Below are 22280 nucleotides of genomic sequence, written 5' to 3'. Positions count from 1 at the left end.
ATGTTAATGCAAGGAAAAACAGTATTAATTACAGGTTGTCGGCGTGGTATAGGACTGGCTATGGTCGAAGTTTTTGCTGCCAGTGGCGCGAATATCTATGCGCATGTGCGTAACATCGATAATGCTTTTATCGAGTGTATGGATGAGATCAGTCATCGCAATAATGTCGAAATCTGGCCAATTAGTTTTGATATGACTGATTATAACGCCATGAAACTGGCCGTTAAAAAGATCATGGCTGACAAACGCTCTCTGGACGCTGTGATAAATAATGCAGGGATTACATTAAACAGCCTGTTTCAAATGACTAGCGAATCGCAGTTGCGGGAGCAGTTTGAGGTCAATTTCTTCTCCGTCTATATCTTTACGCAATATATAGCTAAATTGATGACCCGGAATCAACATGGCAGCATTATTAATATAGCTTCCACAGCGGGTGAAGATGGAAATCCGGGAAAATCGGCTTATGGCGCATCAAAGGCTGCGATTATTGCTATGACTAAATCTATCGCTGCAGAGCTTGGTGAAAAGGGGATCCGTGCTAACTGTATAGCACCTGGTATTACTGATACTGAAATGTTGTTGACGATGCCCGCTCAGGTGGTAGAGGATGCGAAAAATAGCACCGATCTGGGGCGAGTTGGCATGCCTACCGAAATAGCTCGGGCAGCTCTGTTCCTGGCAAGCGAGCTTTCTTGTTATATCACCGGTCAGACGATTCGTGTTGATGGTGGTCTTAGATGACCAAAAATCTCTCACAGCTTCATGGTGCCGCGCGGCGTATACGTACGCGTATTTTGACCGTAGCTCATCATGCACCAGGTGATGGTGTTCATGTTTCACCAGCCTTATCAATAGTCGATATTCTGAGCGCCCTATACGGTAGCGTAATGCACTACGATGCAAGAACTATCACTGATATGCATCGTGATGTATTTATTCTCAGCAAGGGACATGCCGCGTTGGGGCTTTATGCGACGCTCTCTGAGTTTGGTATTATCACTTCCGAACAACTTGAAACCTTCGAGCTAAATGGGTCAGTACTGCAGGTACATCCCACAAAATACGCCGAGTATGGCATTGATTTTTCAGGTGGTAGTCTGGCTCAAGGCCTATCTTTCGCTACGGGACTCGCTTTGGGACGGCATCTGAAAAACGAGGTTTGGCACACCTATGTACTTGTGGGTGATGGTGAATGTAATGAAGGCGCTATATGGGAATGCGCTTTTATGGCTGCACATTATAAAGTAGATAACCTGACGCTGATTGTTGATCGTAACGGCTTACAATCCGATGGTCATACTGACGATATCATGCAGATGGATCTTGAGGCCCTGTGGAGAGCCTGTCATTGGGAGACAATAGTGTGTGACGGTCATAACCTGCGAGCACTGCTTGATGCTTTTGCTGCACCGTCCAACGGTAAACCTAAAGTCATTATAGCCAATACGGTAAAAGGCAAAGGCGTCTCTTTTATGGAAAATAATAAAGAATTTCATCGTAATCGCATTTCGGCACAGCAATTAAATGACGCACTATCTGAGCTTGACGGGAGTTCGTCATGCTAGATATTAAACCTTCTGCTATTCGCGCATGGTCGATGTTGGGATCGCGTGGAACATTTGGTCTGGCGTTGTTGGAAATGGCGCGTGAAAATCATCAGATAGTGGCGCTTTCTGGCGACCTGTGCAAATCTTCTGGTCTTGACCGTTTTAGTAATACCTGGCCTGAGCGTTTCTTTAACACCGGCATTGCAGAACAGAATATGGTGGGTATCGCATCGGGTCTGGCTGCAAGTGGATTTGTACCATTTGTCACGTCGTTTCCTAACTTCCTCACTTTGCGTGCAGCTGAACAGATTCGCTTGAATCTGGGCTATATGCAGGAGAATGTGAAGCTGGTGGGGCTCGCTTCTGGGCTTGCAACCGGTATGTTTGGTGCCACGCATCATGGCATTGAAGAACTGGCTATGCTGCGTTCGGTGTCCAATATTGCCATTTTCTCTCCAGCAGATTGCACTGCAACAGTGAAGATGACGCAGCTTGCTTTTGAACATCAAGGCCCCGTTTACTTGCGGCTGACAGGAGGGATGCGGGCACCAATTGTATATAAAGACGACTTTGAACTGGTGCCAGGTAAAGCGATTCATCTCAAAGATGGTAAAGATATTGCTATCGTTGCAACGGGCAGCATGGTGCATGTTGCGCTGACTGTCGCCAGGCAACTGGCGGATCATGAGGTCGATGCTGCGGTTATTGATATGCATACCCTTAAACCACTTGATGAAGCACTGCTTGCCTTACATCTTGATAAAAAATTATTGGTAACAGTTGAGGAACATAGCGTTATTGGTGGATTAGGAAGTGCGGTTGCTGAGTATGTTGGCGGAGTTGAGGTGCGACCAAAATTGCTTAACATTGGTATCCCACAAGGGTACCCCCCAGCAGGTGACTATAGTTGGATGCTGGAGCAAAGCGGGCTTACTGCAGAGAAAGTTACTTCAAGGATTCTGGGAGCTCTGTAAATTATGGCATTCTGGCACACTGAAAATATTTCATCTACGCAGCCTGCCTTAGTGGACTCTTCCGGCATCAATTTAACCTATGGTGAGCTTACTGACTGTGTACAGGCAGTTGCTAAGGATATACCTGAGCGAGCATTAGTATTTATTTTTTGCAATAACGACTGTGAGACTGTTATCGGTTATCTGGCATGCCTTAGAAAAAATGCTGTCGCATTAATGCTCGATAGTGATCTTGATAATGAACTTCTTTCTAAGCTGATTGATACGTACCGGCCAACGCTGCTTTGGTGCGCTGATGGAGAACATTATCGATTACAACCAACTGGGCTAACACCATGGCCAATGCATGAATCACTTGCACTATTGGTGACAACATCAGGCTCAACAGGTAGCCCAAAACTGGTTCGTCTGAGCCAACGTAATCTGGAAAGTAATGCCAGTAGCATCAAGCGTTATCTGGAAATTGAAAGCAGAGAACGTGGTCTGGTAAACCTACCTGTGAATTATGTGTACGGGCTATCGATTATAAACAGTCATCTGAGCGCTGGCGCAACTCTGCTGCTGACTCGGGACAGTGTTATGCAGCGTGAATTCTGGCAATTTGTGCACACTGAGCAAGCAAGCTCCTTAAGTGGGGTTCCATACACATGGGAGTTGTTGAAAAGACTACGTTTTATGCAAATGAACCTCCCGTATTTGCGCACTTTGACGCAAGCTGGTGGAAAACTTGCGCCTGCTACACAGCAGGAATATACCGATTACGCTGAGCAGTGCGGCAAGAAATTTATTGTGATGTATGGTGCTGCTGAGGCGACCTCTCGTATGGCCTGGCTGGCACCCGAACATGCTCGGTGTAAATATGGATCTATTGGCCGTGCGATTCCTGGTGGCGAGTTTCTACTGCTTGATGCGAATGGTCAGGTTATTACCACACCGGATACTGAGGGTGAATTACTCTATTGTGGTGAAAACGTGGCTCTCGGCTATGCGCAGTGTGGTGAGGATCTGGCGCTCGGCGACATCTTCGGCGGTACATTGCACACTGGTGATATTGCTCGTTTTGATAGTGAAGGTTTCTATACCATTGTTGGGCGTAAGAAACGATTTTTGAAAATATTTGGTAACCGCGTTGGGTTAGATGAGATGGAAGCGTTGCTCAAAACCGCATTTCCAGGGGTGGCTTGTGCATGCGAGGGCCGTGATGATCTTTTGTGCATCTTCATTACCGAAACTTCTTTAGTTCGGGCAGTGAAACAATATGCAAGCAAGATCAGCAAAATACATCATTCTGCATTCCGAGTAATCGTGCTTGAAGAAATTCCTAAAAATGCTGCTGGCAAAACGCTTTATCACAGGCTGAAAGATCATGTGCTGTTCGTTTGAAGATCTCTTATCATTGGGGCCGTACTCGCTTGCGCATAATGAAAAGCAATCAATATTGTTTAATCAATTGCGGTTGCTAACTGAACACCATTATGCACAATGTGAACCCTATCGTCGTATGTTGGATGCCCAGTCATTTATACCTGCCACAATGGATGACGTTGCAAAACTGCCATTTTTACCTGTGTCGCTTTTTAAATTGCTTAATTTGAAAAGTATATCTGATAGTGAGGTAGTTAAAACTATGACCTCCTCAGGGACCACAGGACAACACGTATCACGAATTTATCTGGATAAAATGACTGCCTCCCGTCAGCAAAAAACACTGGTTAAAATTGTTAGCCAGTTTACTGGTGCAGGGCGTTTACCATTGCTGATTATTGATTCGCCAGAAGTATTAAAAAACAGATTTCAATTTTCTGCTCGTGGGGCTGGTATCTTGGGATTTTCGCTTTTTGGCAGCGATCGCGCTTGGGCATTAGATGAGAAAATGTCATTGAATTTTAATCTGGTTCAGGCGTTTCTGCAGAAACATCAAGGGAAACGGATCCTGCTCTTTGGTTTTACCTTTATGGTATGGCAGCATTTTTATAAAGCACTTATTAACAGTAACTGCAAACTGGATTTAAGCAATGCGTTGCTGATCCATGGTGGGGGGTGGAAAAAGCTGCAAAATGAAGCAGTGTCACCTGAAGAATTTATTGAAAAACTTTATTATACCTGCTCGTTATCATCAGTACATGATTATTACGGTATGGTTGAACAAACCGGTTGTATCTACATGCAATGTGAACATGGTCATCTGCATACTTCTATTTTCTCAGATATTATTATCCGTGACCCTCAGGATTTTTCTATTTCAGCTGTTGGTCAACCTGGAATTATTCAGGTGCTATCAATATTGCCCAATTCCTACCCAGGTCATTCACTATTGACCGAAGATGAAGGAGTTTTGCTGGGCGAAGATGACTGTCTATGCGGGCGTAAAGGTAAGTATTTTCGAATTATGGGACGTCTCAAGCAGGCTGAATTACGAGGATGTAGCGATATATATGCCGCACAGTTTTGAAGATTTAACATTTACCCTTGGTAATGAGGCATTGCTACGTGTAATGCCAAACCTTAATTCTCTACCTCCTTTTTCTCCAGAGGTTAAAGCCTTTCTGGACAGTTTTTCACGCTTGGTATTAAGGAGTAGAGAAGCGAAAGTTTGGCCAGACGTGATAAGTCTGGGGTTTTGGTGCCGTTTGGCCTCAGTTGCGTTTATGCAAGCTAACTGTGGTTCACTGGAACATCGCTTTGGGCGTGGTATGGTGTTTCATATTGCTCCGGGGAATGTTGCGGTTAACTTTGCATATTCGCTTTTTACTGGTCTGCTGGCGGGTAATGCAAATGTCGTACGTTTACCTGGGCGTGACTATCCACAGGTTGTTATTATCATCAAGTTGATGGCAGCTGCACTGGAAATTCATCCTGCAATAAAATCAAGAGTTTGTTTGGTTCGTTATGATAAGCAAAAAAATATCAACGATATCCTCTCTGCGATGTGCGATACGCGTATCATTTGGGGAGGGGACGAAACGATTGCCCAGATACGGCTCTCTCCTCTCACAGCGCGTGCGTTCGATATTACTTTTGCTGATCGTTACTCTATCGCATTAATCAATGCGGAACACTATCTTGCGCACGATGAAAAATATCAGCTGGCACAGTCATTTTATAATGACACGTTGCTAAACGACCAAAATGCGTGTTCTTCCCCGTCTTTGGTTGTGTGGCTCGGTAAAGAAACCGAGCGTGCCAGGGAAATATTTTGGCATCACTTCGATGCTCTGGCGACAGCGCGCTACGAGTTTGAACCTATTTATGCAGTTAACAAATTGGCTCAACTCTACATGATAAGTGCTCAATTTTCAGGGGTGAAAAAAATAGGAGGGGAAAACAATAGAATCGTGCGCGTCGAATTGCCATCACTTACAGTTGATACGCTGAATTGGCGTGGTAACTGTGGCTTCTTTCTGGAGTATATAGCAGGCTCGATTGATGATATCAACCCAATTTGTCATTCACGTTGCCAGACATTGGCTGTGTTTGGTATTGAAGATGATATACTTAATGACTGGCTTGCCAGTGGCCACCGAGGAATTGACCGAGTGGTAGGTCTGGGACATACACTTGATTTCTCTCTAAAATGGGACGGCTATGATTTAATATCAATGCTGACGAGGACGATTAATATCAGTGCATAATCGACCCTCTCACTTTTTAATGGGGCATCTTATGGTTTAATCTCGCTAGTACAGAAAATTAGATAAGGGTAACCTTTATTATGAGCCAGTCCCTATGGTTTTTAACTTATCTGATATTTATGGCAACTCTACATATGAATGGTTTTTAATATTTACTCAATGCTTCAATTAAAAAGTTTAAGCGAGAAGTTCTGTATGAGTAATGAAATTTCACTGAAATCCATGTTGGTAGAATAAATTAACAATATCAATACATAAATGATGAATATGAGCAGCTTTATAACAAAATTCAATATGGATATTTCTTGATGATACTCAGTAACAATTTGATCTTATAAAAAACAATAGACATAAAATAGAGGGATAAGTGTCGTACGCGATCTATTCATCTACATATTCTACACCAAAAATTATTTACGAAAGATCCAGTGCTATCAAGTGGTTTTTTTAATTAGAGTGATAGATGTGAAGTCGTTATCAGATAATAATGTCATTCTATCGTAGATGAATGTTAACTATGAACCTACATTTTGTCTGCATATAATACAATGCTTCATTTGTTTCTTCCGGTTTCGTCAGGTGATAATAATATATATTATTTCAATCGTTTTGAGTTTCTCCTGCCTTCTGTGAAGGCAGGGGGAAGAATATGAATGCGTAATTTATTTTTTATTTTTAAACAAAATAGATAACACTTTGACACCAACTTTAGGGTGTTTTTTATGTAGCATACCTAGGATAGTCAGGGCGAGTTCGTAGCTATTACTTTTTATAATATTGGGTAAGCGCCACCAACAAAAATATGTAGAAGAAACTCTGGTAAACCATTCATCAAGCTGATAGCGAGTGAGCCCATTTTTATGGGCTAATTCAATTGTTTCCTCTAGATGGCACATGAAAAGCTCATCTATATATATGTCAGTAGGTGCATTCATATTGAAAGTTATACTTTTTTCATGTATGCGGTATATTGAGGAAATACGGTTTATAAAACCGACATTCCCTGCTAACATTAATCGTGAAAAAAGATGAAAATCACTTACCCCTTCATGTACAATTGCTTTTGTTTTTATTGCAGCAGAACGTCGAAATACTGTAGTTAGAAACATAATGCCTGGGAAACCTGATTTTTGAATGTCTAAAAAATATTTTTTTCCATTAGTTATATTATTTGTTGTGGCATAGTAGTTTGCATTTGATATCATGTTTTTTGCTTCATGCAATTCAAGGTAACGAGCAAAAACAAATGCTAGGCTTTTATCTTTCTCCATTAATAAAACAGCATCCATTAAATAATCTCTATCGAGCAGAAGATCATCATGATCGATAATGAAAATATATTCACCCTTTGTATGTAGATTTAACCCCGACCTGAGATTACCAGCTCCTTTTTGATTTGTCTTATTTCGTATAATTGTCAAGCGCGGATCATCGATTTCAGCTAAACGCGCTGCTGTATGATCAGTAGAAGCATCATCAATTACTACAACTTCTATATTTGGGTAGCGCTGACGAAGAACGCTACTAAGTGTTTTCATCAGGACGTCTACTTGATTATAGGTCGTAATAATGACTGATAATAATGGCCAGTTGGTATCTTGCTGAATTTTTTCATTTTCACCAGTGTACTGATGGTGGAAATAATCAGCTATCTCATACATTCCATGAGAGCGATAAAGTTTCGATAATTCATGATAATCTTCTGCAAGTGCAGTTCCATTATTAAATTTGGCGATAAGTCTTTTTTCCAATTTATTACGTTCTTCAGGAAGGGTTGACAACAACGGATGGAAAAAAGAATATATATTGTTTTCGATTGTTTTATTAGATTTATTGCTATTATTTTTCTTAAAAGCAGCACATGGCCAAATCCCAAGCCATCGATGCTGAGGCATTAATTTATTCCAATAGATATCTATAGGATATTCATGCTTGATTATATTTTTAGCGTTTTTATCAAAATCCTGGACATAATTACCAATTAGTGTTTCATAATAATTTTCATTAACAGCATAAGCTCCCATCATTTGCGCCGCATCAATCTTCAGACAGCAACTGTTTTCTAGAAGCGATGAAGTCTTCTGGTAGTTAGCTGAAAGTATTGCAACATCCCATTTTATATTTTTGAGTAATAGAAAGAAATGATTGCATTGTTTATCTGTTTCAATACTTTGCACAAATGAAACATTATCTTCAATAATGAGTACGTTTTTCCATTTTTGCTCACGAGCCATATGCAATACTGCTATATGAGGTAGCATATGATCTGCACCAATAATATCAGTCTGGATAGCATTGAAGTTGATGATTTTATCTTCTGGTATTTTTAGTCTATCTATATTAAAAGAAAATAGTTCTTCTTCATTGGGGGTGTCTGGTGTTTTAATATATACTATTTTTTCGAAAATAGACCAGTCGATTTTGTGTTGAAAATTAAGTGTGGGTATTTGTACAGAAATATCGTTCCTGGCAAGTTCTGTTGAACGGTAAAATAACCCGGTATTTGTCGCGTATTCCAGGTTATCAATGACGGTTACTGGGCAATTATTTTTGTTCAATTGAATAAAAGGTTTTCCCAGAGATGCTTCATCGCCTTGGGTATTGAACCATATACCCAGTGTTTCATAATGGTGGCGGTGGAAACAGAGTGAGGCTAAATGGCTGAAATGATCAGCCCGGGAATTTATACAGCATAAATAGTCAATAGTAGGAATATAGACTGGTTTTAGTGTTGAACCCAGGATTTTATCGGGAGATTGAGTTGAGAAGTTATTAAAATATTTCTCTGGATACAAAACATCTGGCATAATAAAATGCCAGATATCGCCACGTGCATGTCGATTTAGCAGCGCTACTTTTTCCTCTGGTGTTGAGCATTCAGGTGCATAGAAATAGTGAATTTTCAACATTATTTCTTTATTTATTTTTAGATTTGCGAAGAAATCTTTGCGGTCAATATTTCCTGAGTCAACAAAGAAAAGTTCCCCCGAATTAACTACATTCTTAACAAATGTCATAATGATATTAAGGTATTGCTTTTCACTGCATGGTGTTATACATAACAAATTGATCGTGCGACTGGACATAGTGTTAAGCTCTTTTTTTGATAAAGGGTGACTTAGCTAATACTTCGGAGTTAATAAAGCGCTAAGCGTCTTACGGGTTAGGAACCAAAATTGCAGTATTTTAAAATTTATTCCATGTTTTTCTCTATGCGCATCATGGTATCCCCTCAGTGTTAATATTAACCTTGCATTGTTAAATGGTGGCTATCTAAAGTGGTTAATACCTCCATGTCGGACGGGGTTAATAAATAATTTAACTATCCAGTATCTTGTTAACCATCATTAAAATGGGTGCTGCATTTTGATCGCTATGTAACTTGTATATTTTTACAATGTCGTTAATGATTGTTTTAAGTAAGGCTCGATATATTGGGCCTATAGTTTTTACGTTTTTTCCTGAATCCGGTTTAAGTAATAGGCCAATTATTTTTATTGGGCTAAGTTTCTGGGTGTTTAATGATTGATTCCTGATGAGAAATATATTTAGTATATGTCTGATGTTAATGTACATGCTTTTTATCGTATCGGGATTTGTTAATTTGTCCGATAATTCTAAGAGTGAGTTGATAGCATCGAGACAACACCTTATCGACTGTACCTGCATAGGAGAAGTCGTGATAGCACCATTTCTTATATAATGAATATGAAGGTTTTTATTTATATGTTTTATTTTTTGTGTTGGGTTTAATAATAAAAGAGCCGTGGTAAAGTATTCATCTTCGAATGTTTTTTGCAAAAAACGTAGGTCGCTATTTGTTTGTCGCTTATAAGCATATGCCCATACAACTGCGGGATAACCGTAGCCATACTTAACCATATATTGTATCGATTTATTATAGAAATCCTCCGTTGTGAATGTCTTGTTATTAATAGGCTCAGGTCTTTTATAATACATTAACATTTTTTTGTCTGGTTTTTTCTCATCGGAAAATATTATTTTTGATGAAAAAGCAACTATATCAGTTTTGTTTTTATTAATCTCATTGCAGATTTCATACAAACAATTTGGCAGCAATTCATCATCAGAATCGAGAAAAAGAATGTAATCACCAGTTGCATTATTTAACAGATGGTTTCGAGCATTACCTAATCCTTGATTAGGTAATGTACTGAGGCGGATTTGTTTATATTTATCGTTATATTCAGCCAGAATAAATGGTGTTCTGTCCGTTGATCCATCATCAATTATATCTAGCTCATAATTACTATAGGTCTGATTTATAACAGATTTTAGGCATCTCTCAATATGCTTTTCGTCGTTGTATACCGATACGATGATACTTATTTTAATTTCCACATTGAATTCCGTTAATTTCTTGTTATTTAATCTTTCTGAGATGACGGTTTTTTAAAATATTTAGTGACTAATTAAATATTTTCTTTCTTAAATTCAACCATAGACTATTAGTTGGTGAGGGTTCATCTAATGAAGTAGCAATCTCATGCGCTGCCCTTTCCCCGGCATTACCATCCATAAAGGCATCGCAATATTGATGGCGAATTTCATTTAGACGCGTCTCTAACGAGGTCCAGTCAAAAGTATTCGCTAACACAAGACGTAACGTTTGAATATTATTGGCTACAGGGAGAATCTTGCGAATATGGCATTCGGCATTTTGCGGAGTAGCCAATTCTCGTTGTTCTTCCGGGTGCGAGTTAGTTTCTGTGCCGCAAAGTAAAATAACGCGCTTATTCATATGAAGAGCGTCAAAAGCAAACTCACTGCTCTCAGTCAAGACGTAATCAACTTGTGCAAGAAGTGCCAGCAGCAGTTGAGGGCTATCGATTCTTCTCTTTAAATGTCGTTGTGCCAGCGCCAGTGAAGGGGCTTCACTTGGGTTATAACAAGTTTCGTGATGGAGCATGGTGACAATATTATACTCATGGCAGAGCCGTCCTAACTGTTCTGCCCACTGTGGGAGCGAGCTTAGGGTGCCATATGTTGGAAGATAAAGAATAGTCTGCTTTTTAGCATTCAACTTAAGACTTGTCGGGAGCATTTTTACGTAAGTGTCGTTGTGCCACTCATCAAAGCGTGGATTTCCTACCAGTTTCGCTTTTCCTCCGATATCCAGTGCCTGCTGACTGTAAGGGCTATGACAAAGGATACGATGATAAAAAATATTCCACCAGGCGTGATTTCGCTCTTCTTCCATCTGACCATGTATTGCCCGGATGTGTATATCAGAAAGGTTGTTGAGCAATGGCGTGTAATAGGGGCTAACAACACATTTATAACGCTGATGTCGTTCCAACACTCCAGAAAGACGAGCGCCTCCTAATGCTGGGTCATCAATGGTTGCTATCATTGCCAGCATCTCGTCCATGAATGACTTATGGACCCGGTCGTTTATCAGTAGTGAGCAGGGATGGCCCATTTTCTGTAGAGCGGCAATAATTGGACGGTACGTCGTGTAATGCGAAGCCTTCTCCAGATAGAAACCGATGGTATTTACCGCTGCAACATTACGTGGATAAGGCGTATTCGCAAGCGTGGTATGGTTTGTCGGTGATTTATTAACTTTATTAAAGTAAAAACCAATGTTATCGGTTACTTTTTTCTCAATATCACTGTACCCAACCCGCTGGTAGCAGATACTTGGGTAACAGGCTAGCCATTTTCCTGTGTGCAGCAACGGTTGCCATTGTTCTTCGGGCGTAGCAGAAAGATCATCTGCCATTTGTTGCGCCAGCGTGGCGTAATATTGACTGTTAACCAGATACGCGCAGACCTTATGGCAGTCCCGGGCATGAACCAGCCCTTCCAGGCTTTTTAGCACCGAACCTTGTTTAATCTGTCCGCCCAGAATAATCACTTCCCAGGGAAGCTTAGTTAACGTTCCCAGAAGAGTACTCAAGACGCGGGTATGTTTTTCCTGTTTCAGGATAACGCAGTCATCCTCTAACAACAGGTAATTCTTCCAGCCTTTTAGCTGTGCCATTTGCAGCGCCTGCAAGTGCGAATGACGGCGGCCCAACAGGCCATTGGTTTCTTCGCAGGCGGCAAGACGGGTGATCTTATCTGTCGGAACGTTCAGTTGCGCCAGTTCCTGTTGGATCTGACTCAGACGATCGATTCGTTTATCCAGGTTGATGACGATGATCTGATCGATGGCCTCCCACTGCATCGGTGAGTTGTGCGTGGCATTATGCAGGCTTTGATACCAATTTTTGAGCATGGGATCGGCAACCCACTGCTCAATGTTCCCTTCTAAAGGTTCACTTGAACCAAGGACAAAATCTTTATCAAAGGTGTTCTGGCTGTGCGATACACAGATAATTGTCCGTTCTCCGGGTAACTGGAGCGGCTCAACGGTGAATTTATTGGTGAACCCTTCTTCCTCGCCTAAATTGCATTCATCAACGTAGCGGTGTTTTTTCAAATAATTGCGGTGATAGCAAAATGTCCCGTTCAAAATATGTCTTTTGCCGAAAGAATGCGTCTTAAAGATGCGGTTGATATGGCTATACCAGATGGGGATCTGATCCGAACCAGAAATTAACGCCCGGTGGCGCAGCATCATGTCGATGGTGTAAGAGATTTTATCTGATGGGTAATAGTCGTCGTCATCCATGCAAAGAATATACTCACCTAACGCCAGCTCATTGAGCATATTGCGTTTTCTGCCCAGGTCGAGCTTTTCCGGATGATAGATATAACGAATATTAAATTTCTCCGGGTGATTCTGCGTCAGCCTGTCAATGACCGACTGATGGCTTTGCGGGGAATCATCGAGGATCACTAGCTCCCGGCGGTCGGCAGGGTAATCCTGGTAGCGGAACATATACAGTAAATAGGGTAAGAAAGCGGCGCGGTTCCACGTTGGGGTAATGACGCTGACAAACGGTTTTTCACGGCCAGTTTCCAGCGTTTTGACAATGCCGGTCAGGGCGGAACGAGCTTTAGAGGTTTCAGGCATGGTGATGTGTATTCGCGGTTCGAAAAAGGACCGGGCATTCACCCGGTCAACAGGTGCTAACGTGTAATCAGGGAAAACGCCGAGAGCAGAGGGTCTCCCGGCAATATGTTCACAATATGCTGGCGCAGCGAGATGGCATGCTCGCTATTGCGCCACGCTTCAAACAGCGCGAAAAGGGCATAAATTTCGTCGTGGCTTAATGCGGAACCGTCCAGTGTCCACAGGCAAAACAGTGTACGAATCATAAAGAGGTCAGCGACCAGCCAGAAGAAACGCTGGAGCGCGCTTTCATCGTCATGCTGCGGGAAGGTATCGTGATAAAGGCGATAAATCAGATAGTTACTGAAAATCCAGGCATCCTGCGCGAAATAGCGCTCCCAGGTCATTAACCACTGATCATGCAATTGCTGTTGGAGCAAGGCTTCACTGTTAGCATCTTGCAGCATCAGCAGGCTTACCTGCAGGGGCAAGGTCAGCTTACGCGCGCTTTCCGGCAACAGTTCCCAATTGAAATCGCAGTTGCCCATTTGGGTGATCATTTCCCGCTGCAACTGGGGCAGACTGGGCAGTTGTGCGAATTGCTCCTGCAGTTTTCCACTTTGCGCATGGTCAGCCAGCACCTGCGGTAGCGAAGCCAGCTTTTCCAGTGTCTCGTCGCTACTGTCTGGGCATTTCTCACAAAAAGAGAGCATGATGCCCAGCGCATAGAGGCGCAGCTCCGGTGACAAGCCTGGCAGGGTAATGGTATTCAGAGCAGATTGATTCAATACCTGAGCGCGTGGGGATAACGTCGGGCTGTCAGGGGCGGCCGCACATTTTGAATGATGCAAGACAAAGGCATTGGGATCGCCTAATGCAGCCTGGCAGCTGGCCGGATCGGTTAAGATCAGACTCTGACGAACTTCCGTTTTCCAGCGCACGTTGACCAGTAAAGCGGAATCCGGATGGTGGGATAAAAACAACCGGACAAAGTCAGGCTCGTAACAATCAATCATACTCATAATGTGTTCTCAGTAATCCCAATGTTCAAAATCTGGCTATAACAGTGCAATATCCATGCCTGAATTTTAATTGTATTTATATCAATTGGTTAGATGAGGCGCGGAAAGCCGGTTTCCGCGTCAGGGAAGGAAGTTTTAGCGCTGGTAAATAAAATCGGGCTCAGTACCTAAAAAAGCCTGAATAAATTCATACTGACGGATCAGCAGATCGCCGTTTTTTTCGTTGTACATCTTGCAGCGTTTCGCTTTTTGCTCAAGGCTTTGCCACCAGCCCTCTGCGGCAGTTTTCTGCACGCCCGGCAGCCAGCTAAAGACCTGTTCTATCCCTGCACGATTGACGCTTACGCCCAGCAGTTGCAGGAGCGACCGGCGCTGTTGGCTGCTGTTTTGCAACTGCTCATAATGCTGTTGAATAAGTTCATTGACGGCCAGTAGTTCGTCGCTGTCGCGACGGATCATACACAGACGTTGTTGTTCCAACTGGTGTCTGAGCGCGTCATACCGCGTCCCGTCCTCGCGGATGCCCTGAAGCAGAGTTTTCACCTGCTGTAGCCTGGTACTCACTGTTGTAGCCTCTTATTTCTGGAAAAAGCTGAGCATGTCCCCAGCCAGTTGATCGGTATCAACCTGCAAATCGCCTGAGGCCAGCATGGCCTGCATTTGCGCCACTTTGTCGTAATCAACGTCACTTTGCGTATCACTGTTCAGCGTTTGCTGCGCCGTTTGTAATCCCGCCTGAGTAATATCGTCGGCGGAAAGTGATGCGGAACTAGACGCGCTCGTCTGCACGCTGCTCTTGTCTGCACGCGCCTGTTCGGTTGTCGATGCAGGGCGATTGCCTGGCAGAGTTGGGGTAATTTTCATAGCAACCTCGTACATATTCCGTTGGGTTGGTTATCTGTTATTGGCTAAAAGCGACGGCAATAGAGGAAAACTTTAATCCCATCACAAAAAATCCCCGCACTATTCCGCCGTCAGCGTGGTGACCACGCCGGTATCGTCCACCATCCCGCTAATGATCCGCTGGCTGCTGCTGTTGCGAATTTTTATCACATCCCCTTTACGACCATTCTTCAACGCCACGCCCGGCATTGAGGCGGTGATCCCGGCCATGTGGGAGACGATCATCACCGGCTGGTCGCGTTTGACCAGTACGGGCAGTACCAGCTCGCTACGGGTAATCGGTTTGCCCGGTTGCAGGGCGCGCTTGCTGGTGAGACCAATCGCCTCATCGATATTCGTCATCAACCCTTCGCGCTGGTTGCTGATATTGAATTTTTTAAGCTGCAGGTCGTCGGTGGTGATTACCGTATCTCGCGCAATCAACGACTTTGGCATGACCACCGGAATCGACACATCGGGGCGTACCGCCACGTTAAATTGCCAGCCATTGCTGCCCGGACAACTGACCACAAAGTTCATTCGTGACAGGACCATCTCCGGTGATGTGCTTGAGGTAACCTGCGGCGCCGACGCGCATAGCGCGCTGGTACTCACGGCGGAGGGAATATAAATATTGAACGTGTAGCGATAGTCCTGCCACTGCTGTTTGCGCGCCAGCGCGTCAATTTCATGACTGGCGGCATTGAGAACCTGCGCGTTGATCTGTTCCCGGGCGCTGTGCTGAATGGGATGGACGGCGGCATATACGGGTAAGCCACAGCATATAGCCAGCATCATTTCCACGGCAAAGAGGAAAGAGGGCTTCCTTCTGTGAGGGTGTCTTTTCATAAAGTCATTTCTCATCAATCACTTAAAAGTTGGCATACATATTGCTAATAACAGCGATATCTACGCAGGAGTGATGCAAGAAATGGGAATCAGTTTTCAGCAGGCATTGGGTGTACATCCGCTGGCAGTGAAGTTACGTCTTGAGAGGACCGAGCTACTGACTGCGAATCTGGCAAACGTCGATACACCAAATTTCAAAGCCAAAGATATTGATTTTGCCGCTGAGATGCAACGGGCAAGTCGTACAAATGTTCCGCCCGAGGTTGACGTGAAATACCGCGTGCCGATGCAGCCTTCAGAGGATGGCAATACCGTAGAGCTGAATACCGAGCAGGCCCGGTTTTCACAAAATAGTATGGATTATCAAAGCAGTCTGACTTTTTTGAATCTGCAACTTAGCGGCATCAAAGAGGCCATTGAAGGGAAATAACCATGTCGTTTACTGATATTTACCAGATTTCCGGTTCGGCGATGACGGCGCAAACCATCCGTCTGAATACCGTCGCCAGCAACATGGCGAATGCGGAATCTCCTGCCAGCAGCGAGGCGCAGGCCTATAAGGCGCGCAGCCCGGTTTTTGCCGCGGTTTACAACAATAGCCTGATAGGGGGACATAACCGCCACGCCATTGATGGCGCCAGCGTACAAGTGCAGGACGTCATGCAAAGCGGCGGGGCGGTGAAGCGTTATGAGCCGCATCACCCAATGGCGGATCAGAACGGTTTTGTCTGGTACCCGGACGTCAACGTGGTCGAGCAAATGGCTGACATGATGTCCGCATCACGTGATTTTGAAACCGACGTTGATGTGCTGAATAACGTCAAAAGTATGCAGCAAAGCTTACTCAAACTGGGAGAAGTGTAATGAATACCCTGGCTCTGTATGCCCAATCTCAGGCGCTGGCTTCTTCTCAGGAGAAGACGACGGCGGTTGCGGAAAATAACGTCGGCGCCACGGCGCAAAGCACTAATGTGGGAGACAGCAGTTCTTCGACAACGTCGTCAACGACGGATACCAGCGACACCAGCAGCACCACAACAACCACCACGTCCACCGAAACCTCGGCGGTCGACACGTTTCTGACGCTGTTTGTGGCTGAAATTGAAAACCAGGATCCGACCGATCCCACCGATCCTACGGCCTATATCGATCAGCTCTCCTCAATGGCGCAGGTGGCGATGATGGAAGAGATGAGCGTCCAGGCCAACACCAATGCCGTGCTGATGAGCAACATCCAGGTGATGGCGCTGGGAAATATGGTCGGCGACGACATCATGGTGCAAACCACCTCGCTGGATATCGAAGACAACAGCAAGGCGATCCAGGGGCGCGTCACGTTGGATGACAGCTGTACCGATGTGGATCTGCACTTTACCGATGAAGCGGGTGATGACTACACCGTGTCGCTGATTCCGGAAGGTGAAACCTCCGTCGGACCCGGCCAGGTGGACTTCGACATCAATCCTGCGGATTACGGCATCCCGCCGGGCGATTACAGCGTTTCCGTGGTGACCAATACCGGGGAAGAGGAAGTGCCGATCGAGGTGACGGGCCAGGTGGAAGATGTGCGTATTCCGCTTGATGGCAGCACGCCGGTGCTCAACGTTGACGGCGTTGGCGAAGTGCCATTCACCATGATCACCCAGTTTGGCGTACCGGACAGCACCGACGGAACCAGCGGTTCCGATGACACCACGCCGCCAGATACTGACGACGGAAGCGATAACGCCAACAGCAATATGGTGCTCTGATTTAGTTAATCTTACAGGAAGAAACAATGAGTTATGAAATTGCAGCGACGGGGCTAAACGCCGTCAACGAACAACTGGACGGCATCAGTAACAACATCGCTAACTCCGGTACGGTGGGTTATAAATCAATGACCACCCAGTTCTCCGCCATGTACGCCGGGACGCAGGCGATGGGCGTGAGCGTGGCCGGTTCCGCACAGAGTATCTCCACCGGCGGCTCGATGGTTTCAACCGGCAACGCGCTGGATTTAGCCATTAACGATGATGGTTTTTTCGTCATGTGCGATAGCGCAGGGAATATTTCCTATACGCGTGCCGGTTCTTTCGTGACCGATAAAAACGGCTATATCGTCAATGCGTCCGGTGATTACCTGCAAGGTTATCCGGTTGATGAGAGCGGCACGCTGCAAACCGGTACCGTCACTGATATCCAGATTAAAACCGGCAACATCCCGGCACAGGCCACTGACAGCATGACCTTCACGGCAAACTTTGACGCCAGTGATGAAACAATCGATCGCACCAGCGTACCGTTTGACGCGAACAACAGCGATACCTATACCGACAGCTACACCACCACTGTGTATGACTCGCTGGGTAACGAACACTCGGTTAGCCAGTATTTTACCAAAACCGCCGATAACACCTGGGAAGTACAGTACACCTTTGATGGTGAGGCGCAGAGCGGCGTCCCACCGACCACGCTGACCTTCGACTCAAATACCGGCAAGCTGACATCGCCAACAACACCGCAAACCATCACGTTCACTACTGATGACGCTGCGCCGATTTCGATGACCATTGATTACTCAGACTGTACTCAGTATGGCTCTGATTTCTCGGTGACAACCAACTCCGCAACCGGTTATGCCTCGGCAACGCAGAACGGCGTGCAGGTGGATGATGACGGTAAAGTTTACGCCACCTACAGCAACGGCGAACGTATGCTGCAGGGGCAGGTCGTGCTCGCTACCTTCCCGAATGAGAACGGACTGGAAGCGGTAAGCGGCACAGCCTGGGTACAGACGGGCGAATCCGGCACGCCGCTAATTGGCACGCCTGGCTCCGGCTCTTGCGGCACGCTCTCCTCCGGCATGCTCGAAAGCTCCAATGTGGATATTACCAACGAACTGGTCAATCTCATGACCGCCCAGCGTAATTACCAGGCGAACACCAAGGTGATTTCGACCAGTACGCAGTTGGATCAGGCTCTCTTCCAGGCGATGTAAGGCTAAGAAATGGATCGGTTGATTTATACCGCACTCAGCGGAGCCACCCAGACGCTGCTCGAGCAGCAAATTAGCGCCAATAACCTCGCCAACGTTAACACCAATGGTTTTCGCGCGGATATGGCGATGGCGAGCAACGACAAAGTAAAAGGCGGTGGTTTTGATACGCGTTTTATGGCGAAGGAGAGTCCCAGCGGCGTCAATGACAGCACTGGCGTGGCGGAAAAAACCGAACGTCCGCTTGATGTTGCTATTCAGGGACCCGGTTATATCGCCGTGCAGGATAAAGCGGGAAACGAGGTGTACACCCGTAACGGCAATATTCAGCAGGACGATCAGGGGCAACTGACCATCGACGGTAACGTGGTGCTCGGGGATAACGGCCCGATTATTTTACCGCCAAACGCGATTGCCTCTTTCGGCAGCGACGGCACGCTCTCCGTCACGCCTGACGATGGCGATGTTACTGCAACGATGGATATCGATCGCCTGAAGCTGGTGGATATTCCGGTCGCCAATCTGGCGAAAAATAGCGAGGGGATGCTGGTCACGGCGGACGGCGTACCGGCGCAGCGCGATGAGAACATCAAAGTGAGCGGCGGCTTTCTGGAAGGCAGTAACGTGTCTGCGGTGAGCGAAATGATGTCATCTATCGCGATGAACCGTCAGTTTGAAGCGCAAATCAAGATGATGAAAACGGCTGAAGATCTCAGCGACTCAGGCAACAGGCTGCTACGCGGCTCCTGAGTCGTAGCCTTTAATCAGGGATAAAGTTTTATGAATGCAGCGTTATGGATCAGTAAAACCGGCCTGTCGGCGCAGGATGCTGAGATGAGTGCGATTGCCAACAACATCGCCAACGTCAATACCACGGGCTTTAAGCGCGACCGCGTGATGTTCCAGGATCTGTTTTATCAGACTCAGGAAGCGCCGGGCGCCATGCTCGATCAAAATAACATCATGCCGACCGGAATGCAGTTCGGTAGCGGTGTTCGTATTGTGGGAACGCAAAAAACCTTCACCGAAGGGAATGTAGAAACCACCGACAATACGATGAACGTGGCCATCATGGGGCAGGGGTTCTGGCAGGTGCAAAAAGCCAATGGGGATATCGCTTATACCCGTGACGGCAATATGCAGGTTAACGCTGATGGCGTGTTGACCAACTCCCAGGGGTTGCCGTTACAGCCGGAAATTGATGTGCCAGCGGGTTCAACCAGCGTGTCATTTGCTTCCGATGGCACGGTGAGCGCGATTTTACCCGGCGACAGCGATCCTACCGAGCTGGGACAGCTAACGCTGGTGAATTTCGCCAACCCGGCCGGGCTTTCAGCCGAAGGCGACAACCTGTATCTGGAAACGGCGGCCAGCGGTCAACCGACGGAAGGTATTCCCGGGGAAGATGGTCTGGGAACGTTACAGGATAAAGCACTGGAAGGCTCGAACGTTGACATCGTCAACGAAATGGTGGCGATGATCACCGTACAGCGCGCCTATGAGATGAACGCCAAAATGGTCTCTGCGGCAGACGATATGCTGCAGTTTATTAGTCAGACACTGTAACTCAAGAATGTGAAATGCCGGATGGTACAACGCCATCCGGCAGAAATAGGCAGAACGTGAAAAATTATCTCTGGCTGATGGTACTGCTTCCCCTGTTAAGCGGGTGCGAATCGCAGGCCCTCCTGGTCAAAAAAAATGACGAATTCTTTGCTCCTCCCAAAACGGAAGCGCCGCCAACGGCGGATGGTCGTGCGGGGGGCGTGTTTGAAACGGGGTATAACTGGTCGCTGACGGCGGACCGCCGCGCCTATCGCGTGGGCGATATCCTGACCGTGATGCTGGAAGAATCCACCCAGTCGAGCAAACAGGCGAAAACCAATTTCGGTAAGAACAATACCGTCGACATCGGCGCGCCGACGCTGTTCGGACATACCAAAGATAACCTTTCCGCTTCCGTAGACGCCAATCGTGACTTCAACGGGACGGCGACCTCGCAGCAGCAAAACAGTTTGCGCGGTGAAATTACGGTATCGGTACACTCGGTACAGTCGAACGGTATCCTGGAAATTCGCGGTGAAAAATGGCTCACCCTTAACCAGGGCGATGAGTATATTCGCCTGAGTGGCCTGGTGCGCGCCGATGACATTCAGAACGACAACTCCGTCTCATCGCAGCGTATTGCGGATGCACGCATCTCCTACGCGGGCCGTGGCGCATTGAGCGATGCCAATGCGGCGGGCTGGCTGACGCGTCTGTTTAACCATCCTCTCTTCCCGATCTAAGCAGGATTTTGATATGCAACACTTAAGCGGGCGCTGGATGAACGCGTTAAACGGCATCGTTATCGCCCTGAGCCTGGCGCTGCCAGGCGCGGCGCAGTCGCAATCTCTGGAATCGCTGGTTAACGTCCAGGGGGTCAGGGAAAACCAACTCGTCGGCTACAGTCTGGTGGTCGGTCTGGACGGAACCGGGGATAAAAACCAGGTCAAATTCACCAACCAGACAATTACCAACATGCTGCGCCAGTTTGGCGTACAACTGCCGAGCAAAATCGATCCGAAGGTGAAGAACGTTGCGGCGGTGGCGGTCAGCGCGACGCTACCGCCCATGTACTCGCGTGGGCAGACCATTGACGTCACGGTCTCGTCGATCGGCGATGCCAAAAGCCTGCGCGGCGGCACATTATTGCTCACCCAATTACACGGCGCGGATGGCGAGGTTTATGCCCTTGCGCAAGGGAGCGTGGTGGTCGGCGGGATGAACGCGACCGGAGCCAGCGGCTCCAGCGTCACCGTGAATACCCCCACCGCTGGGCTGATACCGAACGGCGCGTCGGTAGAACGTGAAATTCCCAGCGACTTCCAGATGGGGGACACCATTACGCTCAATCTGAAACGCCCCTCCTTTAAAGATGCCAATAACATTGCCGCGGCGATCAACGCGTCGTTTGGCGGCATTGCGACGGCACAAAGCTCGACCAACGTTATCGTCCGCGCGCCAACCAGCCCCGGCGCGCGCGTGGCCTTTATGTCTCAGTTAGATGACGTCCAGGTGCAGGCGGAAAAAGTCCGGGCTCGGGTGGTGTTTAACTCGCGTACCGGTACGGTCGTTATGGGCGATGGTATCGCCCTGCATGCGGCGGCGGTATCGCATGGCAGTCTGACGGTTTCCATCAATGAAAGCAGCAACGTCAGCCAGCCGAACGCTTTTGCCGGTGGCCGTACGGCAGTGACGCCGCAAAGCAATATTTCGGTGAATCATGCCCGTCCGGGGATGATCAGTCTGCCAGAGTCCAGCAGTCTGAAAACGTTGGTCAACGCGCTCAATAGCCTGGGGGCAACGCCGGACGACATTATGTCTATTTTACAGGCCCTGCATGAAGCTGGTGCGCTGGATGCCGATCTGGAGGTGATTTAATGGCCGA

At 46.5% G+C, this 22280-nt stretch carries 21 protein-coding genes; 14 read left to right on the top strand and 7 right to left on the bottom strand.

The window, feature by feature from the left end; translation table 11 throughout:
• The 6 genes from FDW97_RS13105 to FDW97_RS13080 are packed head-to-tail and all read left to right on the top strand — an operon-like array spanning position 1 to position 6156.
• Positions 1-744: an SDR family NAD(P)-dependent oxidoreductase gene (locus FDW97_RS13105; RefSeq protein ID WP_085047775.1), complete on the top strand. Its 744-nt coding sequence runs from the start codon at positions 1-3 to the stop codon at positions 742-744.
• On the top strand, positions 741-1568 hold the full coding sequence (locus FDW97_RS13100) for a transketolase (protein WP_085047744.1): 828 nt from the start codon (positions 741-743) through the stop codon (positions 1566-1568). The genes FDW97_RS13105 and FDW97_RS13100 overlap by 4 nt, the downstream gene beginning before the upstream one ends.
• Positions 1562-2524 (top strand): transketolase family protein, encoded by a 963-nt coding sequence (locus FDW97_RS13095; protein WP_085047743.1) that lies wholly within the window; start codon positions 1562-1564, stop codon positions 2522-2524. Before FDW97_RS13100 ends, FDW97_RS13095 begins: the two co-directional genes overlap by 7 nt.
• Before the next feature lie 3 nt (positions 2525-2527).
• Positions 2528-3907 (top strand): AMP-binding protein, encoded by a 1380-nt coding sequence (locus FDW97_RS13090; RefSeq protein ID WP_085047742.1) that lies wholly within the window; start codon positions 2528-2530, stop codon positions 3905-3907.
• Positions 3891-4976 carry an acyl-protein synthetase gene (locus FDW97_RS13085; RefSeq protein ID WP_137351138.1) on the top strand — a complete coding sequence of 362 codons (1086 nt, stop codon included), beginning with the start codon at positions 3891-3893 and terminating at the stop codon, positions 4974-4976. The genes FDW97_RS13090 and FDW97_RS13085 overlap by 17 nt, the downstream gene beginning before the upstream one ends.
• On the top strand, positions 4960-6156 hold the full coding sequence (locus tag FDW97_RS13080; protein ID WP_085047740.1) for an acyl-CoA reductase: 1197 nt from the start codon (positions 4960-4962) through the stop codon (positions 6154-6156). The genes FDW97_RS13085 and FDW97_RS13080 overlap by 17 nt, the downstream gene beginning before the upstream one ends.
• Positions 6157-6818: 662 nt before the next feature.
• Here the strand turns inward: FDW97_RS13080 and FDW97_RS13075 are convergent.
• The 7 genes from FDW97_RS13075 to flgA form a co-directional block, all read right to left on the bottom strand.
• Positions 6819-9242, bottom strand: coding sequence for a glycosyltransferase family 2 protein (locus FDW97_RS13075; protein ID WP_085047739.1), 2424 nt, complete (start codon positions 9240-9242; stop codon positions 6819-6821).
• Between the two features lie 232 nt (positions 9243-9474).
• On the bottom strand, positions 9475-10518 hold the full coding sequence (locus FDW97_RS13070) for a glycosyltransferase family 2 protein (RefSeq protein ID WP_170973678.1): 1044 nt from the start codon (positions 10516-10518) through the stop codon (positions 9475-9477).
• A gap of 67 nt (positions 10519-10585) precedes the next feature.
• Positions 10586-13141, bottom strand: a complete 2556-nt coding sequence (locus FDW97_RS13065; protein WP_137351137.1) for a glycosyltransferase family 2 protein — start codon at positions 13139-13141, stop codon at positions 10586-10588.
• A gap of 56 nt (positions 13142-13197) precedes the next feature.
• Complete coding sequence (locus FDW97_RS13060) at positions 13198-14142, bottom strand: lysine-N-methylase (RefSeq protein WP_137351136.1); 945 nt, start codon at positions 14140-14142, stop codon at positions 13198-13200.
• A gap of 135 nt (positions 14143-14277) precedes the next feature.
• Positions 14278-14706 (bottom strand): flagellar protein FlgN, encoded by a 429-nt coding sequence (gene flgN, locus FDW97_RS13055; protein ID WP_038637617.1) that lies wholly within the window; start codon positions 14704-14706, stop codon positions 14278-14280.
• A gap of 12 nt (positions 14707-14718) precedes the next feature.
• Positions 14719-15006: a flagellar biosynthesis anti-sigma factor FlgM gene (flgM, locus tag FDW97_RS13050; RefSeq protein ID WP_038643000.1), complete on the bottom strand. Its 288-nt coding sequence runs from the start codon at positions 15004-15006 to the stop codon at positions 14719-14721.
• A 99-nt stretch (positions 15007-15105) separates the two neighbouring features.
• Entirely contained in the window at positions 15106-15873 is a 768-nt protein-coding gene (gene flgA / locus FDW97_RS13045) for a flagellar basal body P-ring formation chaperone FlgA (RefSeq protein ID WP_170973676.1), read from the bottom strand.
• 82 nt (positions 15874-15955) lie between these two features.
• Between flgA and flgB the strand changes: the two genes are divergently transcribed.
• The 8 genes from flgB to FDW97_RS13005 are packed head-to-tail and all read left to right on the top strand — an operon-like array spanning position 15956 to position 22273.
• On the top strand, positions 15956-16303 hold the full coding sequence (gene flgB / locus FDW97_RS13040; protein WP_042310529.1) for a flagellar biosynthesis protein FlgB: 348 nt from the start codon (positions 15956-15958) through the stop codon (positions 16301-16303).
• 2 nt (positions 16304-16305) lie between these two features.
• The gene (gene flgC / locus FDW97_RS13035; protein WP_006685942.1) at positions 16306-16737 is read left to right on the top strand and encodes a flagellar basal body rod protein FlgC; all 432 of its coding nucleotides are present in this window, start codon (positions 16306-16308) and stop codon (positions 16735-16737) included.
• A complete protein-coding gene (locus FDW97_RS13030; protein WP_085047734.1) occupies positions 16737-17624 on the top strand; it encodes a flagellar hook capping FlgD N-terminal domain-containing protein in 888 nt (295 codons plus the stop codon). Before flgC ends, FDW97_RS13030 begins: the two co-directional genes overlap by 1 nt.
• A gap of 26 nt (positions 17625-17650) precedes the next feature.
• Complete coding sequence (gene flgE / locus FDW97_RS13025; RefSeq protein WP_137351134.1) at positions 17651-18853, top strand: flagellar hook protein FlgE; 1203 nt, start codon at positions 17651-17653, stop codon at positions 18851-18853.
• 9 nt (positions 18854-18862) lie between these two features.
• Complete coding sequence (locus FDW97_RS13020) at positions 18863-19600, top strand: flagellar basal body rod protein FlgF (protein WP_038637629.1); 738 nt, start codon at positions 18863-18865, stop codon at positions 19598-19600.
• A 30-nt stretch (positions 19601-19630) separates the two neighbouring features.
• Positions 19631-20416 carry a flagellar basal-body rod protein FlgG gene (gene flgG / locus FDW97_RS13015; protein ID WP_038637632.1) on the top strand — a complete coding sequence of 262 codons (786 nt, stop codon included), beginning with the start codon at positions 19631-19633 and terminating at the stop codon, positions 20414-20416.
• 56 nt (positions 20417-20472) lie between these two features.
• A complete protein-coding gene (gene flgH, locus FDW97_RS13010) occupies positions 20473-21138 on the top strand; it encodes a flagellar basal body L-ring protein FlgH (protein ID WP_038643004.1) in 666 nt (221 codons plus the stop codon).
• A 13-nt stretch (positions 21139-21151) separates the two neighbouring features.
• Positions 21152-22273 (top strand): flagellar basal body P-ring protein FlgI, encoded by a 1122-nt coding sequence (locus FDW97_RS13005; RefSeq protein ID WP_087856483.1) that lies wholly within the window; start codon positions 21152-21154, stop codon positions 22271-22273.
• Positions 22274-22280: the final 7 nt, after the last annotated feature.

Source organism: Citrobacter sp. wls708, from assembly GCF_005281255.1.
Lineage (GTDB): Bacteria > Pseudomonadota > Gammaproteobacteria > Enterobacterales > Enterobacteriaceae > Citrobacter > Citrobacter werkmanii.
Note: the sequence above shows the minus strand (reverse complement) of the source record. Positions and strands in the feature narration are given on the sequence as shown.

What these genes read in the sequence shown, in the direction of transcription:
- FDW97_RS13005 (WP_087856483.1), top strand. Translation starts at nt 21,152, where the DNA reads ATGCAACACTTAAGCGGGCGCTGGATGAACGCGTTAAACGGCATCGTT.
- FDW97_RS13080 (WP_085047740.1), top strand. Translation starts at nt 4,960, where the DNA reads ATGCCGCACAGTTTTGAAGATTTAACATTTACCCTTGGTAATGAGGCA.
- FDW97_RS13060 (WP_137351136.1), bottom strand. Translation starts at nt 14,142, where the DNA reads ATGAGTATGATTGATTGTTACGAGCCTGACTTTGTCCGGTTGTTTTTA.
- FDW97_RS13020 (WP_038637629.1), top strand. Translation starts at nt 18,863, where the DNA reads ATGGATCGGTTGATTTATACCGCACTCAGCGGAGCCACCCAGACGCTG.
- FDW97_RS13090 (WP_085047742.1), top strand. Translation starts at nt 2,528, where the DNA reads ATGGCATTCTGGCACACTGAAAATATTTCATCTACGCAGCCTGCCTTA.
- FDW97_RS13085 (WP_137351138.1), top strand. Translation starts at nt 3,891, where the DNA reads ATGTGCTGTTCGTTTGAAGATCTCTTATCATTGGGGCCGTACTCGCTT.
- FDW97_RS13030 (WP_085047734.1), top strand. Translation starts at nt 16,737, where the DNA reads ATGAATACCCTGGCTCTGTATGCCCAATCTCAGGCGCTGGCTTCTTCT.
- FDW97_RS13105 (WP_085047775.1), top strand. Translation starts at nt 1, where the DNA reads ATGTTAATGCAAGGAAAAACAGTATTAATTACAGGTTGTCGGCGTGGT.
- flgB (WP_042310529.1), top strand. Translation starts at nt 15,956, where the DNA reads ATGGGAATCAGTTTTCAGCAGGCATTGGGTGTACATCCGCTGGCAGTG.
- FDW97_RS13075 (WP_085047739.1), bottom strand. Translation starts at nt 9,242, where the DNA reads ATGTCCAGTCGCACGATCAATTTGTTATGTATAACACCATGCAGTGAA.
- FDW97_RS13065 (WP_137351137.1), bottom strand. Translation starts at nt 13,141, where the DNA reads ATGCCTGAAACCTCTAAAGCTCGTTCCGCCCTGACCGGCATTGTCAAA.
- FDW97_RS13095 (WP_085047743.1), top strand. Translation starts at nt 1,562, where the DNA reads ATGCTAGATATTAAACCTTCTGCTATTCGCGCATGGTCGATGTTGGGA.
- flgE (WP_137351134.1), top strand. Translation starts at nt 17,651, where the DNA reads ATGAGTTATGAAATTGCAGCGACGGGGCTAAACGCCGTCAACGAACAA.
- FDW97_RS13100 (WP_085047744.1), top strand. Translation starts at nt 741, where the DNA reads ATGACCAAAAATCTCTCACAGCTTCATGGTGCCGCGCGGCGTATACGT.
- flgC (WP_006685942.1), top strand. Translation starts at nt 16,306, where the DNA reads ATGTCGTTTACTGATATTTACCAGATTTCCGGTTCGGCGATGACGGCG.
- flgA (WP_170973676.1), bottom strand. Translation starts at nt 15,873, where the DNA reads ATGAAAAGACACCCTCACAGAAGGAAGCCCTCTTTCCTCTTTGCCGTG.
- flgM (WP_038643000.1), bottom strand. Translation starts at nt 15,006, where the DNA reads ATGAAAATTACCCCAACTCTGCCAGGCAATCGCCCTGCATCGACAACC.
- flgG (WP_038637632.1), top strand. Translation starts at nt 19,631, where the DNA reads ATGAATGCAGCGTTATGGATCAGTAAAACCGGCCTGTCGGCGCAGGAT.